At 56.1% G+C, this 13,585-nt stretch carries 12 protein-coding genes; 7 read left to right on the forward strand and 5 right to left on the reverse strand.

From position 1 onward, the window contains the following. Position 1: 1 nt before the first annotated feature. The 3 genes from moaC (at position 2) to ACPLPM_RS07045 (ending at position 1,958) form a co-directional block, all read left to right on the forward strand. Positions 2-487 carry a cyclic pyranopterin monophosphate synthase MoaC gene (moaC, locus tag ACPLPM_RS07035; RefSeq protein WP_424359533.1) on the forward strand — a complete coding sequence of 162 codons (486 nt, stop codon included), beginning with the start codon at positions 2-4 and terminating at the stop codon, positions 485-487. Next, positions 484-1,233 (forward strand): RNA methyltransferase, encoded by a 750-nt coding sequence (locus ACPLPM_RS07040; protein WP_424359534.1) that lies wholly within the window; start codon positions 484-486, stop codon positions 1,231-1,233. The genes moaC and ACPLPM_RS07040 overlap by 4 nt, the downstream gene beginning before the upstream one ends. Positions 1,234-1,328: 95 nt before the next feature. After that, positions 1,329-1,958 carry a metallophosphoesterase family protein gene (locus ACPLPM_RS07045; protein ID WP_424359535.1) on the forward strand — a complete coding sequence of 210 codons (630 nt, stop codon included), beginning with the start codon at positions 1,329-1,331 and terminating at the stop codon, positions 1,956-1,958. A gap of 2 nt (positions 1,959-1,960) precedes the next feature. Here the strand turns inward: ACPLPM_RS07045 and ACPLPM_RS07050 are convergent, their stop codons facing one another. Next, complete coding sequence (locus ACPLPM_RS07050; protein ID WP_424359536.1) at positions 1,961-3,154, reverse strand: AI-2E family transporter; 1,194 nt, start codon at positions 3,152-3,154, stop codon at positions 1,961-1,963. A 390-nt stretch (positions 3,155-3,544) separates the two neighbouring features. Here ACPLPM_RS07050 and psmB point away from each other — a divergent pair, with 390 nt between their 5' ends. The 3 genes from psmB to ACPLPM_RS07065 all read left to right on the forward strand — a co-directional run bounded on the left by psmB (position 3,545) and on the right by ACPLPM_RS07065 (position 6,674). Beyond that, positions 3,545-4,168 carry an archaeal proteasome endopeptidase complex subunit beta gene (gene psmB, locus ACPLPM_RS07055; RefSeq protein WP_424359537.1) on the forward strand — a complete coding sequence of 208 codons (624 nt, stop codon included), beginning with the start codon at positions 3,545-3,547 and terminating at the stop codon, positions 4,166-4,168. Between the two features lie 42 nt (positions 4,169-4,210). Further along, on the forward strand, positions 4,211-6,121 hold the full coding sequence (locus tag ACPLPM_RS07060) for a beta-CASP ribonuclease aCPSF1 (protein ID WP_424359538.1): 1,911 nt from the start codon (positions 4,211-4,213) through the stop codon (positions 6,119-6,121). 100 nt (positions 6,122-6,221) lie between these two features. Further along, positions 6,222-6,674, forward strand: coding sequence for a pyridoxamine 5'-phosphate oxidase family protein (locus ACPLPM_RS07065; protein ID WP_424359539.1), 453 nt, complete (start codon positions 6,222-6,224; stop codon positions 6,672-6,674). 809 nt (positions 6,675-7,483) lie between these two features. On the opposite strand, the gene mtnP is transcribed toward ACPLPM_RS07065, so the two are convergent. Together mtnP and ACPLPM_RS07075 are read right to left on the reverse strand one after the other, a co-directional pair. Beyond that, a complete protein-coding gene (gene mtnP, locus ACPLPM_RS07070; RefSeq protein ID WP_424359540.1) occupies positions 7,484-8,260 on the reverse strand; it encodes an S-methyl-5'-thioadenosine phosphorylase in 777 nt (258 codons plus the stop codon). Between the two features lie 154 nt (positions 8,261-8,414). Then, the gene (locus ACPLPM_RS07075; protein WP_424359541.1) at positions 8,415-9,203 is read right to left on the reverse strand and encodes a class I SAM-dependent methyltransferase; all 789 of its coding nucleotides are present in this window, start codon (positions 9,201-9,203) and stop codon (positions 8,415-8,417) included. A gap of 197 nt (positions 9,204-9,400) precedes the next feature. Here ACPLPM_RS07075 and ACPLPM_RS07080 point away from each other — a divergent pair, with 197 nt between their 5' ends. Further along, positions 9,401-10,063, forward strand: coding sequence for a hypothetical protein (locus tag ACPLPM_RS07080; protein ID WP_424359542.1), 663 nt, complete (start codon positions 9,401-9,403; stop codon positions 10,061-10,063). Between the two features lie 361 nt (positions 10,064-10,424). Here ACPLPM_RS07080 and ACPLPM_RS07085 read toward each other — a convergent pair whose 3' ends face one another. Beyond that, positions 10,425-11,468 (reverse strand): coenzyme F420 hydrogenase/dehydrogenase beta subunit N-terminal domain-containing protein, encoded by a 1,044-nt coding sequence (locus ACPLPM_RS07085; protein ID WP_424359543.1) that lies wholly within the window; start codon positions 11,466-11,468, stop codon positions 10,425-10,427. Further along, complete coding sequence (gene fdhF / locus ACPLPM_RS07090) at positions 11,465-13,537, reverse strand: formate dehydrogenase subunit alpha (RefSeq protein WP_424359544.1); 2,073 nt, start codon at positions 13,535-13,537, stop codon at positions 11,465-11,467. Before fdhF ends, ACPLPM_RS07085 begins: the two co-directional genes overlap by 4 nt. Positions 13,538-13,585 lie beyond the last annotated feature (48 nt).

The raw sequence follows: 13,585 nt of genomic DNA on the forward strand, positions 1-13,585 counted from the left end.
AATGTCAGCTAAGGATTTCACCCACGTGGATGGGGATAAGGTAAAGATGGTGGACGTGGGCGCCAAGGCAGACGTCCTCCGGATCGCGAAAGCACAGGGCACTATTCGCCTGACGAAAGACACGATGGCCCTGATCAAGGCGGGCAACGTCAAGAAGGGCAACGTGCTGGCGACCGCCCGGGTCGCGGGAGTCATGGCCGTGAAGCGCACCTGGGATTTGATCCCGCTGTGCCACCAGATTCCGGTGAGCGGCATCGACCTCGACTTCGACGTCGGGGAGGAAACCATCACGGCTATCGCCGAAGTCCGGTCGACCGGGAAGACCGGCGTAGAGATGGAGGCGCTGACCGGGGTCAGCGTGGCCTTGCTGACGATCTGGGACATGGTCAAGTCTGCGGAAAAAGACTCGACGGGCAACTACCCCGAAACCCGTATTACGGATATTCGGGTGGTCTACAAGATCAAGGAGACGCCTGGCAAACCATGAGCGAAGAAACGCCGCTGCACATCCGGGTCGTTCTCGTCGAGCCTGCCTTCGAGGGCAACGTGGGCTCTGTCTGCCGGGCCATGAAAAATTTCGGGTTCGACGACCTGGTATTAGTCAACCCCTGCGAGCTGGGCAACTATGCAAAGGCGATGGCCTCCCACGCTCAGGACCTGCTTGCGGAAGCCACTATCGTCGGTTCAGTCGAAGAGGCCCTCGAAGGCGTGAACATCACCATCGGCACCACCGGAAAGCCCGGAAGCTCTATGAGGGAGCACGTCCGGATGCCATGTTTCAGCCCCCGGGAGCTAAAAACTATGCTGGAGGACAAGCAGGGCACAGTTGCGCTGCTGTTCGGCAAAGAGGACCACGGCCTTCCCAACGAAGTCATAGAGCGGTGCGACGTAGTTCTTACTATCCCGGCGTCAGACGAGTACCCCGTGATGAACCTTTCTCACGCAGTCACCGTCGTACTCTACGAGCTTTTCGATGCCACTGGCGGCGATTTCCTGCTGGCCGACGGAGAGATGCAGGAGATCCTGTACCAGCACGTCGAGCAGCTGCTCGAAAGCATCAACTACGCGGAGCACAAGAAAGATAAGACTACTATCATGATCCGCCGCATCCTCGGCCGGGCGATGATCAGCCCCCGGGAATACTTCACCCTCATGGGCTTAATCCGCGACATCGAGCTCGCCCTGGCCAGAGCCGAGGGAGAGCAGGACACCTCGTGGGTGGAGAACAACTAATTTATGGTTTCTCTTATTGTCACATCGGCAACGTACTGTATGTTATCAGTCATTTTTGTCGTCACCTTTTTCTCTCAAAACGGAGATTATCTAGCATGAGACTGCTTGCGGTGACTGATTTTCACAACACGTTCGACCGGCTGCCGGAGATTTTGGAGAAAGCCGGTAAGGTGGACGGGACTTTGCTGGCCGGGGACATTACCCAGTTCGGCCCGACGGAGAAGGCGAAGGTTGTGCTGGAGAAGCTGCCGAGGCCTGTGCTGGCGGTGCCGGGCAACTGCGATAAGAAAGACCTGATCGACCTGCTCAGGGAAGAGGATGCCAATCTCCACGAGAATAAGATGCGGATTGGCAACGTTACCTTCATCGGCATAGGGGGCTCTAATCCTACACCGTTTAACACCCCTATCGAGTTTTCCGAAGAGCATATCAAGACCGAGCTTGAACGCCTGCTCCATGGTGTAACCGGCCCTGCAGTACTGGTTTCTCACGCGCCGCCCAAAGGGCACGTAGACGAGATCCCCGGGGGCATGCACGTAGGGAGCACTTCTGTGGCAGACCTGGCACCTAAGTTTGTGGCCGTTGTATGCGGGCATATCCACGAATCCAGGGGCATATCCCACATCGGCAAGACTGTCGTCGTCAACCCGGGTCCTGCCTCGATCGGCAACGCTGCCATCCTGGAGATCGACGACCGCGGACAGGTGAAGGCTGACCTGATATAGGGTCAGCGTCTCCTTCTTCTTTTTCTGGTTGCTCTGTCCTGCTCCCCGCCAGCTCTCCTGTCATATTCTTTCTTTCCCCCGCTGATCTCTGGCACGACTATCCTGAAGTAGTGGGTGATGATCACCAGCAGCATCGCCCCGAGGAACAGGCCCGGGAACCCGAAGATGACCGGGCCCAGGATGTAGGCCAGCATCAGCAGCCCGACGTCGACTTTCCCGTGGGAGACGAACGGCCGTAGCAGGTAGTTGGGCAGGTTCTCCACTAAGACGAAAATGGTTATCGCCATCACTACCAGGTACCACCAGTACTTGCTGAAGGATCCGTTAATGAGCGACTGAGCCAGAGCGTAGAGCAGGATTGGCACGTCCACCATCCAGCCGCCCAGTATGGGCAGGAGTGCAGCTATCCCGCTGAAGATGCCGAGCAGCACCGGGAACGGTATGACGAAAGCCGGATCCGGGGCAAAAAAGTTGAGGATGGAGTAAACTGCCGTGGCTATGATGGCGAAAAAGACGATGCTCAGGACGTTCCCGAAGAAGACCTTCTCGAAATCGTCATCCACCGCTTTAAAGTAGCGGACGAACAGCTCGTTGTTCTCCGTGACCAGGCCGGGAAACGTCTTCCTGAACCACCTGGCCATCCGGTCGTCGTGGAGCAGCAGGAAAAAAGCCAGCAGCAGCATCAGGATGATCTTGAAGGTAGCGTCGACTATGGTCATGCCAGTGGAGTATAGCAGGTCTTTAAGGCTGAAGATGTGGCTCCAGTATATGCTCAGCCGGTCGTACCATTCCTGGATGGTCGTGCCGAGGCTCTCGTATTTAAAATCTCCCTGGCTGAAAGACTGCTGCACGGCAGATATCGACAGGCTCACGTTGGTTAACTGCCCCGGGGGCAGCATCGGAATGTTCGACTGGGCCAGAAAAGTGTTGAGCTGGCCTATCGCGAAGAGGATGAGGTAGAGGATTATGGCGACCAGAGGAAGCGTCAGCAGCAGGAGACACCCCAGCGCTACCAGCGCTTCATTTTTGATGTACTGGTGAAGCCACCTCTTTACCGGCCGGGTTATGTAGTACATGAAGAGGGCAAAGACGATCGGGGTGATGTACGGCAGGCTAATCCACACGATGAAAATGACAATAGCTATGCCCACCAAAGCCCATTTAGCCTCGTAGAGCTTCGCCAGAAGGCTCTGCATACAGGTTGAAGTCTGTCGCGGAAGTGTTTAAGATTATCAGATGTTATCGTTAAACCGCGGCCGGTAAAAACGTGGAAAAGCAGATGTGCATTTGCTTTTACCGGGTCCTGGTGCGTTTGTCAGGGATGCTGAACTATGGCTCTGCCAGTGCCCGTATATCGGTAAAAATTTCCTGTGATATGCCATCTACCTGGCCTCCGATAGCGCAAGGTTTATAAATATACGAGGTATTTTACATATCAAGCAAAGCAGTCTTTTCTCTGTTATTACTGCGTAGCCTGTTAATAAAGTTTCAAAAAACTACTGCGCCAGCTTAACGGGGAAAGGATTATATATAAATGACAAATAATAATATGTGACTAATTTTTGTCCATTATAAGGGGAGTTTTGATGGAAGACAAACAGTATAAAGGCACTACTACCATCGGTATAATATGCGACAAGGGTGTGGTACTTGCGACTGAACGCAGGGCCACGATGGGTAACTTCATCGCGAGCAGAGATGCCCAGAAAATCTACCGCATTACTGATAACGCTGCCATGACCATCGCAGGCTCAGTAGGTGACGGCCAGAGGCTGGCACGCATTCTGCAGGTCGAGGCCAAGCTGTTCGAGCTGAGGCGCCACGGTGGCATGTCGATCAACGCGCTATCCATGCTCCTCTCCAACATCCTTGCAGAGATGCGCTATGCACCCTACTATGTTCAGGTACTAATCGGCGGCATAGACAAAGCCGGTCCTAAGGTATACTCTCTGGACCCGCTCGGAGGCCGGATCGAGGAAGAGAAATTTGTCTCTACCGGTTCAGGCTCGCCGATTGCTTACGGTGTACTGGAAGACCGCTTCAAGCCTGGCATGAGTGTTGAGGATGGCGTCGAGCTGGCCGCGAGGGCGCTCGAGTCCGCGATGAAGAGGGACTCCGCCTCGGGCAATGGCATGCAATTCTGTGTCATCACTGCTGAAAAATTCGAAATATTCGAGAGGGAGGTAAGCAAACAAGTTATCAACGCTTGATTTGCTTACTCTCTTTTTTATTATGTCATAGGTGAAAAAACGATGACAATCGACGACGTTTTAAACGATCTCAGGGCCAAGATAGGCGATAAGCTTCCAAAGGGCATCACCATCTCCGGCCTCGAGTTCGAGGGGCCTGAGCTTGTTATCTACACGACCGAGCCCAGGGCTTTTGCCGACAACGGCGACATCATTCGTTCGCTGGCAAAAGACCTCCGGAAGCGGATAGTGGTAAGGCCCGACCCGAAGATGCTGCTGGATGCAGAGCAGGCGATCGACAAGATCAAGCAGATCGTCCCGGCTGAATCCGGCCTGAGCGACTTTTACTTTGATCCTGATACTGGCGAAGTTATCATCGAGGCTGAAAAACCAGGCCTCGTCATCGGCAGGCATGGCTCTACCCTGAGGGAGATCACCAAGCACATCGGCTGGACTCCCAAAGTGGTACGGACCCCGCCTATCGAGTCTTCTACGGTAAAGAACATCAGGCAGTACCTGCGTACCGTGAAGGATGAGCGGAAGCAGATTCTGAAGACCATCGGCAGGAAGATCCACCGGCCGGTCTCTACGAAAGACCAGTGGATTCGCGTCACGACCCTCGGCGGCTGCAAAGAAGTCGGGAGAAGCTCGTTCCTGCTGAGCACGCCCGAGACCAAGATTCTCATCGACTGCGGCGTTAACACCGGGGCAGAGAGCAACGGTACCCCGTACCTCTACGTGCCCGAAGTGAGCCCGCTGTCCAACCTGGACGCGGTCGTCATTACCCACGCCCACCTCGACCACAGCGGCATTGTACCGCTGCTGTTCAAGTACGGCTACGAAGGCCCGATCTACACGACCCCTCCGACCCGCGACCTGTCGGCTTTACTACAGCTCGACTACATCGAGGTGGCGAACCGTGAGGGCAAGAGGCCGCCATATGACTCCGCGATGATCAGGGAGGCGCTGAAGCGCACCATCACGCTCAACCACGGCGATGTCACCGATATCGCCCCCGACGTGCGGCTGACTTTCTACAACTCCGGCCACATCCTCGGCTCGGCCATCGCCCACTTCCACATCGGCGAAGGCCTGTACAACGTGGCGTTCACCGGCGACTTCAAGTACGAGAAAAGCAAGCTGTTCGACGCGGCTATCAACAACTTCCCCCGGGTAGAGACCGTCATCATGGAATCTACTTACGGCGGCATGCACGACATGCAGCCCGCCCGCAGGGAAGCCGAGGTCGAGATACAGCAGGTGATTAAAGCTACGCTGGCCAGAGGCGGCAAAGTCCTGATCCCGACTTTCGCCGTGGGCAGAAGCCAGGAAGTCATGATCGTGCTCGAAGAAGCGATCCGCCGCGGTGTTATCGACAACGTGCCCGTATATCTGGACGGCATGATCTGGGAAGCGACTGCCATCCACACCACGTACCCCGAGTACCTGAACGTGGAGCTGCAGGACATGATCTTCCACAAGGGCCAGAACCCGTTCCTGTCGCCGTCGTTCGTGCAGGTAGACTCCCCGCAGAAGAGGGAGAAAATCCTGGCGGACCCGTCGCCCTGCATCGTGCTCGCCACGTCGGGCATGATGAACGGCGGGCCGGTCATGGAGTACCTGAAGTCCTACGGCCACGACAAGCGGAACACGCTGATCTTCGTCGGCTACCAGGCAGAAGGCACCATGGGCCGCAGAATCCAGAAGGGCTGGAACGAGCTCCCGATGTCCACTGGAGGAAAAACCGAGATCATGAAGATCAACCTCCAGGTCACCACTGTGGACGGCTTCTCCGGTCACTCCGACCGCCGGCAGCTGATGGAGTACGTGAAGCGCATGGACCCGAGGCCCGAGAGGATCATCACCAACCACGGTGATGAAAACAAGTGCCTCGACCTCGCCAGCTCGATCTACAAGAAGTACAAGCTGGAGACCAAGTCTCCGATGAACTTAGAGACGATCCGGCTGATATAATTTCGAGGGGGTCAGCCCCTCGGCCTCTTTTCTTTTAGATACTTTCTTATACCCTTCCACGTAACGTGATCATGGACTGGCGCTTATGCAAGTGACCTCTATGATGACAATTCTCCCTGTGTTGACCAAAGCTGAAATGGAGCGGCTGCTGGTGGAAGAGCGTGTCGGAAGGGTCGGTCTGAACGACGACCCCCAGCCCTATATCGTTCCGACCGATTTCGCCTACCTGGACGGCTCGATCTATATCCACACGCCCGAAGGCGGCAAAAAGGCCACCCTCGCCCGCAGGAACCCCAACGTCTGCTTTGAGGTCGACCGGTACAACAGCACCGTCACCGATTTCCAGAGCATCATCATTCGGGGCAGGATCACCGAGGTCTCCAGCCCCGACGAGCGCCGCAAAGCCATGCAGCTGCTGGGCGAAAAAGCCCTCCGATCAGGCGGGACCGTACCCCACGGCAAGGCTCCTGGAAGCTCCACCAGGATCGCGATCTTCAAAATAGATATCAGGGACATGACCGGGATAAAGTCCCCTGCCAATGGGCATCCATAGTAATGTCGAAATATTTCCTGATCTCTGGCGGTACGGCGGCACCGCAGTTTGGGAAACAATAATACGATCAAATGTTCTAACCACGGCGGCACAGCGACACGGAGACCGTGGGAGAGACGCTGGCAAGATGGTTATTTGAACCACGGCGGCACAGCGACACGGAGACCGTGGGAGAGACGCTGGCAAGATGGTTATTTGAACCACGGCGGCACAGCGACACGGAGACCGTGGGAGAGACGCTGGCAAGATGGTTATTTGAACCACGGCGGCACAGCGACACGGAGACCGTGGGAGAGACGCTGGCAAGATGGTTATTTGAACCACGGCGGCACAGCGACACGGAGACCGTGGGAGAGACGCTGGCAAGATGGTTATTTGAACCACGGCGGCACAGCGACACGGAGACCGTGGGAGAGACGCTGGCAAGATGGTTATTTGAACCACGGCGGCACGGCGACAACCCGTACCCGAATAGCAAGGCTTCTTTTTTATTGATCCACAGCGGCACGACGGGCTGAACGCACGGAGACAAACACCTTATTCAGGTATCCTGGTGCTAAATTTGACTGAATTCTAAGTAGTGGTGAAGTTTTAGACCATATGCCCGATACACAGGCTTAAACGATTATGTAGTAAGCAGCTTTTAGTTAATGCACTGTCCCCGTGTCGCCGTGGACAAAAAAAGAGTTCACTTTTACCGGTTCGCTCTGTCTCCGTGTCGCTGTGCCGCTGTGGTTAGAACTACCAGTTGGTTGTCGTGGATCGCTCTGTCTCCGTGTCGCTGTGCCGCTGTGGTTAGAACATCTGATCTAATTCATTTTACCCGGCGCATCCCGGCAGGTGCACTGCCTGACTTCGGGCACTGCGGTGATGCAGCCGACGACGTAGCTGGCGAGGACGGTTTCGATCTGCTTCATGGCTTCGAGGACTTCCTCGTGGGTGACGACTTTAGAGATACCGGCAGCATAGTTGGTGGCCACTGAGATGCCGGCATAGCACATGCCCAGCTCTCTTGCCAGGACTACTTCGGGTACCCCGGTCATGCCTACCACGTCGCCCCCGAGCATGGCGTACATCTTGATTTCGGCCGCAGTCTCGAACCTCGGACCTTCGGCGCAGACGTAAGTGCCCTTCTCGTGCAGCCGGATATCTCCCCTCGGCGCGGCGAGGATGCACTGGCGCAGCTCATCGCAGTACGGCTCTGTCATGTCAGTGTGGACAACGCAGCCGTCCTCGTCGAAGAACGTGATCGGGCGGGCTTTGGTGAAGTCCAGGAACTGGTCGAGCAGGACGAAATCGCCCGGCCGGATGGCTTCCCGCAGGCTGCCCACGCTGGAGATGCCGATGATCCTCTCGACGCCCGCCTCTTTCAGCGCAGCAAGGTTGGCCCGGTAGTTGATCCTGTGCGGAGCGCAGGTATGGCCCTCCCCGTGCCGGGGCAAAAAGACAAATTCAGCGCCATTCTCGTTCTCGTAAAAGAACAGCGTGGCGTCTCCATACTTAGTCCTGACTACCCTCTTCTCTTTCAGATTACAGCCGGGCACCGAATAGAACCCACTGCCGCCAATGATCGCCGTACTGGGCATGGTGGGGATATATCGGCTGTAGCCTTAAAAAAGGTTGCGTGTGACACGGCTACTACTGGTGCGTTGCAGGGGTGCTGTGCGAAGCACTTAGGCTTCGACAATCCTTTATTAGGCACAACGCACAGAATACCTTTTTACCCGTCGGCAGCCGATCTTATTTCCGGCACACGAAGAGCCCGTACCCGAAGTGCCCGACGTACTTGTACATCTTCTGCGTCGTGTCAATAATGCGTTTAGCCTCGGGGTTGGTGGCATAGAGCCACATGGTCTTGAGCGTGGAGGTCACGAAGGTGCCCATTCCATCGGCCTTTTTCGCTTCCATCTCTACCTGCGGGTCAGCCACGTAGTGAGTAGCCTCGACTGTCGGGAACTGCTTCTCGAAGGTCTCTTTCCAGTCATCATAAGTTAGATAGCCCTGGCTGGTCTTCGAGGAAAATGCTGAGAAGATGGCTTCGAGGTCGTTGATATCGTCTTTAAGCTTCTCGTGGGAGGCTCTGGTGATACAGACTTCGTTGTCGCAGACGATGCCCCCGGGCTTGACTACTCTGCGGTACTCCGAGATGGCTTTCGGCACGTCTTCGACGAAGATCGTGACCGATTCTACGAAGACCGCATCGAAGCTGTTATCCTCGAAAGGCAGCTCTCTGGCGTCGCCCTGTCTGAACGTTACCTTTCCGTCCAGCCGCAGCCTCTTCGCCAGCGCAGAAGACTTTTCGACCATCTGGGGCATGATGTCTATGCCGGTGACAGTGCACCCGTGGTCTGCGGCCAGCCTGCACGAGGTCTTGCCGATGCCGCAGCCTACGTCAAGCACTTTGAAGTCCGGCCCGATCTTCGCCTTTTCGACCAGTACGTCAGTCGCTGCCTTGCCGCCGATGTGCCTGGCATAGCCTGTGGAGGCAAGCATATCCAGGTAAGAAAAGTTCTTTTCGCTGTCGCCCACGCCTTAACCCCGGATATTATTATTCACGATATTTTATATACAATATGGCTTTTAAGAGCGACAACATCTGCTGTAGATCAGGATAATGCTATTGTATCGTTCCATTCAAATTCGACGATGACTATATGCTTCCACACGTACTATTGCCGTTTAAGCCTGCGTGAAGACCCATGACTCCGGTGCCCCAAAAATCTGTAGTGGCAGATGAACGCCTGCAGCAATTCAACCGGTTTTCTGCCGAAGATTTCGTGGCCTTCTGGAAGTACGCTATTCAAAAGCGGCGGGTAGGCCTCGTCCTGTACCCTGCGGTATGCCTGATCCTTTTACTCGGCTACTATCAGCTCGTCCAGCATTTTACAGGTAATGTCCTCAGCGTGGACGCCATAGTCGTATCTGTACTGACGGTGGGCCTCTTCGCGCTCTTTTTCATCTACCTCCCTTCGATGCCCGGGGAATACCAGTACCGGTTCAACGGAAAGTTTCGAGAGGACCTTGCACCGGGCGAGAAAAAGCAGTTGCTTATGGACCTTCTCGCAAAATCGCTCGAGCAGGCGTCGGTGATACTCACAGCCCTGCTGGCCGCCTGTGTAACTGTGTACCCGGCGGCAAAGGGCCTGATGCTGCCAGACTTCTGGGCCTGGGTCTTAGTGGGGGGAACCGGCATCAATATCTATCTGCTCTCACTTGTCATCGTTTCCCTTGGCAGGTATAACCGGGCTCACCTCGGAAAGATCTTCGTCGATGACGAGTATAAGCGGTATACCAGCTTCGACAATTATAAGAAGCTTTTAACAATTCTGGGTGTTATCGATCTTCTGGGCATCATCGCTCTGGTAGTGACTCAGCTTTCCGGCCTCTGAATGAAGGCGATCCGTATACGAACGCTGTATTGTGCGTTTCTGGTAGCTGCGAGGGCGTGAGACAGCGATCGTGTACGTTCACGAACACAGAGACCACATTGTATTGAGTATAGTAATTCCTTAAATTTTTAGGACAGACAGGTACCGTTTACACGAAGTACTCAAGGTACGCGAAGTACGCGAAGTTTTACTATACGATCATTTTCCAGCATGCCGTTTTTACCGTACTTTGAGTACTTCGTGTACTTCGCGTACTTCGTGTAAACGGTACGGGCACTCGTACAAAACGTTTCAGTAACGAGTATACCAGAGTAATCAGAAGCCCGCTCAGCGTAGCAATCGTGTTGTTTGGTCGCCAGATCTATCGATCTGTCTCCAGCCTTTTTTGCACATCGTGATACAGCTTGGAGATGGGAATATCCACAGGGCAGACGTCGTCGCAGCACCCGCAGTTGATGCAGTTCTGGCCTACGGCGGCGGCTTTGGCGATGTGGTAGGAGAAGGCGGGGGGTAGTCTTCCCTTGCCCTCGTAGTGGGGGGTCTTGAGCTTTGCTTCAAAGGCCACCGGACAGTAGAGAATGCAGCCCTGGCACTTGATGCACTTGCTGAACTCTTTAGCCCAGTAGTCGATGTCGGCGTTGTTGAGGCTGAACTGCTCCGCCTGGTGCCGGGCAGCCAGTTTGGCCATGCCATTGTTGATACGGCGTCTCATCTCCACGCCTTTGGGGTCGGGTGGGGATAGCTGCAGGAGGCCTGCCTGGGCTGTGCCGTCGAGTATCCGGGCTCCTTTTTCCGAGCTGACCTCGACGAACGTGGCCTTGCCAGCTTTGGGCCCGACGACGCCCCAGTTGCCGCAGATGAGGTCGGTCATGTACGGGATCTTGGTCTCGCAGCGGAGGCAGTTCTCCCGCCTGCTTTTCTCGTTCTTCTCGACCTCCTCTCTTACAAAAGCATCCATGACTGAGGCGTTCATCCGCTCGATCAGCTCTCTCGTTCTAATCGGGTGGACGGTGCCGCCGCAGTTGAGGCCGATCATAGTGACGTTTTCCATTTTTACCTTGCCCATGCTGCCGAGCTTGACGAGTGTCCGGGCATCGCAAGGCTTGACCGTGACCGCGATTTTCATGTGCCGGGCGCCGTCGAGGTAGCGGGCGATGAACCTGCCTATGTTTACGTGAGCGCTGTGTAGCGATCCTGCCGATGTGATCACTTCGTCCGGGCAGGTGATGACCCTGGGCACTCCATCGTATATGTCCGCGCCCTTGACCATGACTACTACTGCGTCGACCAGACCGGCTTCCAGCGCATACTTCAGCATGGTGGTGATAGCCCCGCCATTCTGCGCTTTGCGCCTGATATCCTCGTCGTTGGTGATGACGTAATACATGTCTCCCGGATTGATCATTCCTGGGCCTCCTGCATGGCACTGGCAACTCGCTCCAGCTTCACCGCACATACCTTCAGCTCCGGCATCTTCGACACCGGGTCCAGCGCCGTATTGGTCAGCCGGTTGGCGGCCGTCTCCGCGAAGTGGAAGGGGATGAAGACTGTACCTTTGACGATGGCATCCGTCACTTTGGAGGCGAGTTCGATCTGCCCCCTTCTCGAGGTGACCCGGACTACATCATCCATCCTGATGCCCAGCCTGCGGGCGTCCAGCGAGCTGACTTCGACGAATCCCGAGCGTACCTCTTCATCCAGTGCCGGCGACCTTCGGGTCATGCTGCCCGTGTGGTAGTGGAACAACATTCTGCCGGTGGTGAGCACGAACGGGTATTCTGCATCAGGCTGCTCTGCCGGGGGCCTGTACCTGACAGGCATAAAGAGCCCTTTGCCGTCCGGCTGGTTGAAGCCGTCAGTGAAGAGTACCGGGGTACCGGGGTGAAGGGCGCCGGGGCAGGGCCACTGGACGCCTTCGGGCTTCAGCAGCCGGGCATAGTTGATACCCTTGTACTGGGGGACTACCGAGATGATCTCCTCGAAGACTTGCTCCGGCGATTCGTAGGCAAAGCCCGAAGCGCCCATCTCGCTCGCAAGTATGCAGATGATCTGCCAGTCTGGCAGAGCTTCTCCGGGCGGCTCGACCGCTTTTCTGATCCGCTGGACCCGGCGCTCGGTATTGGTGAAGGTGCCCTCCCTTTCTGCGTAGGACGCCGCTGGCAGCACTACATCAGCGTACTTTGCGGTCTCAGTCAGGAATATGTCCTGCACGACGAGAAATTCCAGGCCATCCAGCGCCTGTTCTACCTTACTTACGTCCGGGTCGGAGATGGCAGGATTTTCCCCGACTACGTACATGGCTTTTAGCTTACCCTCACAGGCAGCGTTGAACATTTCGACGACCGTGAGGCCCGGGCCGGGTATCTCGCCAGCAGTCTTCCACGTTACCGCAAACTCCGGCCGGGACTGGTCCGAGACCGGCTTGTAGCCCGGAAACACGTTCGGCAGGCAGCCCATGTCGCAGGCGCCCTGCACGTTGTTCTGGCCCCGGAGGGGGTTGACGCCGGAACCTTTTTTACCCACGTTGCCTGTCAGCATCGCCAGGTTCGCAATCGCGTGTACGTTGTCTGTGCCTGTGCTGTGCTGGGTGACCCCCATCGAGTACAGGATGGCCGAGCAGCCGCTGGTAGCGTATATTCGGGCGATCTCCCTGATCGTGCTGGCGTTAATGCCGGTCATCGCCTCCGCCCGCTCCGGCGTGCAGTCTGCCACAGCCTGCTTCAGGTCTTCGAATCCCTTCGTCCGGGCCTCGATGAAGCTGCGGTCTTCCAGCCCTTCTGCGATAATGATGTGGGCCATGGCGTTCAGCAAGGCCACGTCCCCGCCGCTGCGGAGGGGAGCGTAGATATCGGCATGCCTGGCTGTCATGGTGAATCTCGGATCAGCGACGATCACTATGGCGCCTTTACTTCTGGCTTTCAGTATCCGGCGGGCGATGAGGGGATGGGCTTCAAAAGTGTTGGAGCCGATAATGAAAATGCACTTCGCCTCCTCGATGTCCTTGATCGAGTTGGTCATGGCGCCGCTGCCGAAGGCCCCTGCAAGGCCTGATACGGTGGAGGAGTGGCAGAGCCTGGCACAGTGGTCAATATGGGGGGTTTTCAAGACGGTGCGGGCGAACTTCTGCAAAAGGTAATTTTCCTCGTTGGTCGCCTTGGCCGATGCCAGAACGCCGATCGTCTCCGGGCCGTTTTTCTCCCGGATTTCTGCGAGCTTCCCGGCGACGAGCTTAAGTGCTTCGTCCCAGGTCGCACTGGCAAGCTCGCCATTCTTACGGATGAGGGGTACTGTAAGCCGGTCAGGGCTGTGGATGAACTCGTGGGCGAAGTTGCCTTTCGGGCAGAGCTTGCCTTCGTTGACCGGGTGGCGTTTCCAGGGTTCGACGCCCACTACCTTCCCGTCCATGCAGACGAGGTTAAGGCCGCAGCCGCAGCCACAGTAAGGACAGATCGTAGGCACCAGCCTGAGTTCCATAGTACCTTCACAATTGTGCACTGTTGAATACTTTCCCGGGCTGTTCAG

This window comes from Methanocella sp. MCL-LM (genome assembly GCF_049676595.1).
In the GTDB taxonomy this organism is placed as follows: domain Archaea; phylum Halobacteriota; class Methanocellia; order Methanocellales; family Methanocellaceae; genus Methanocella_A.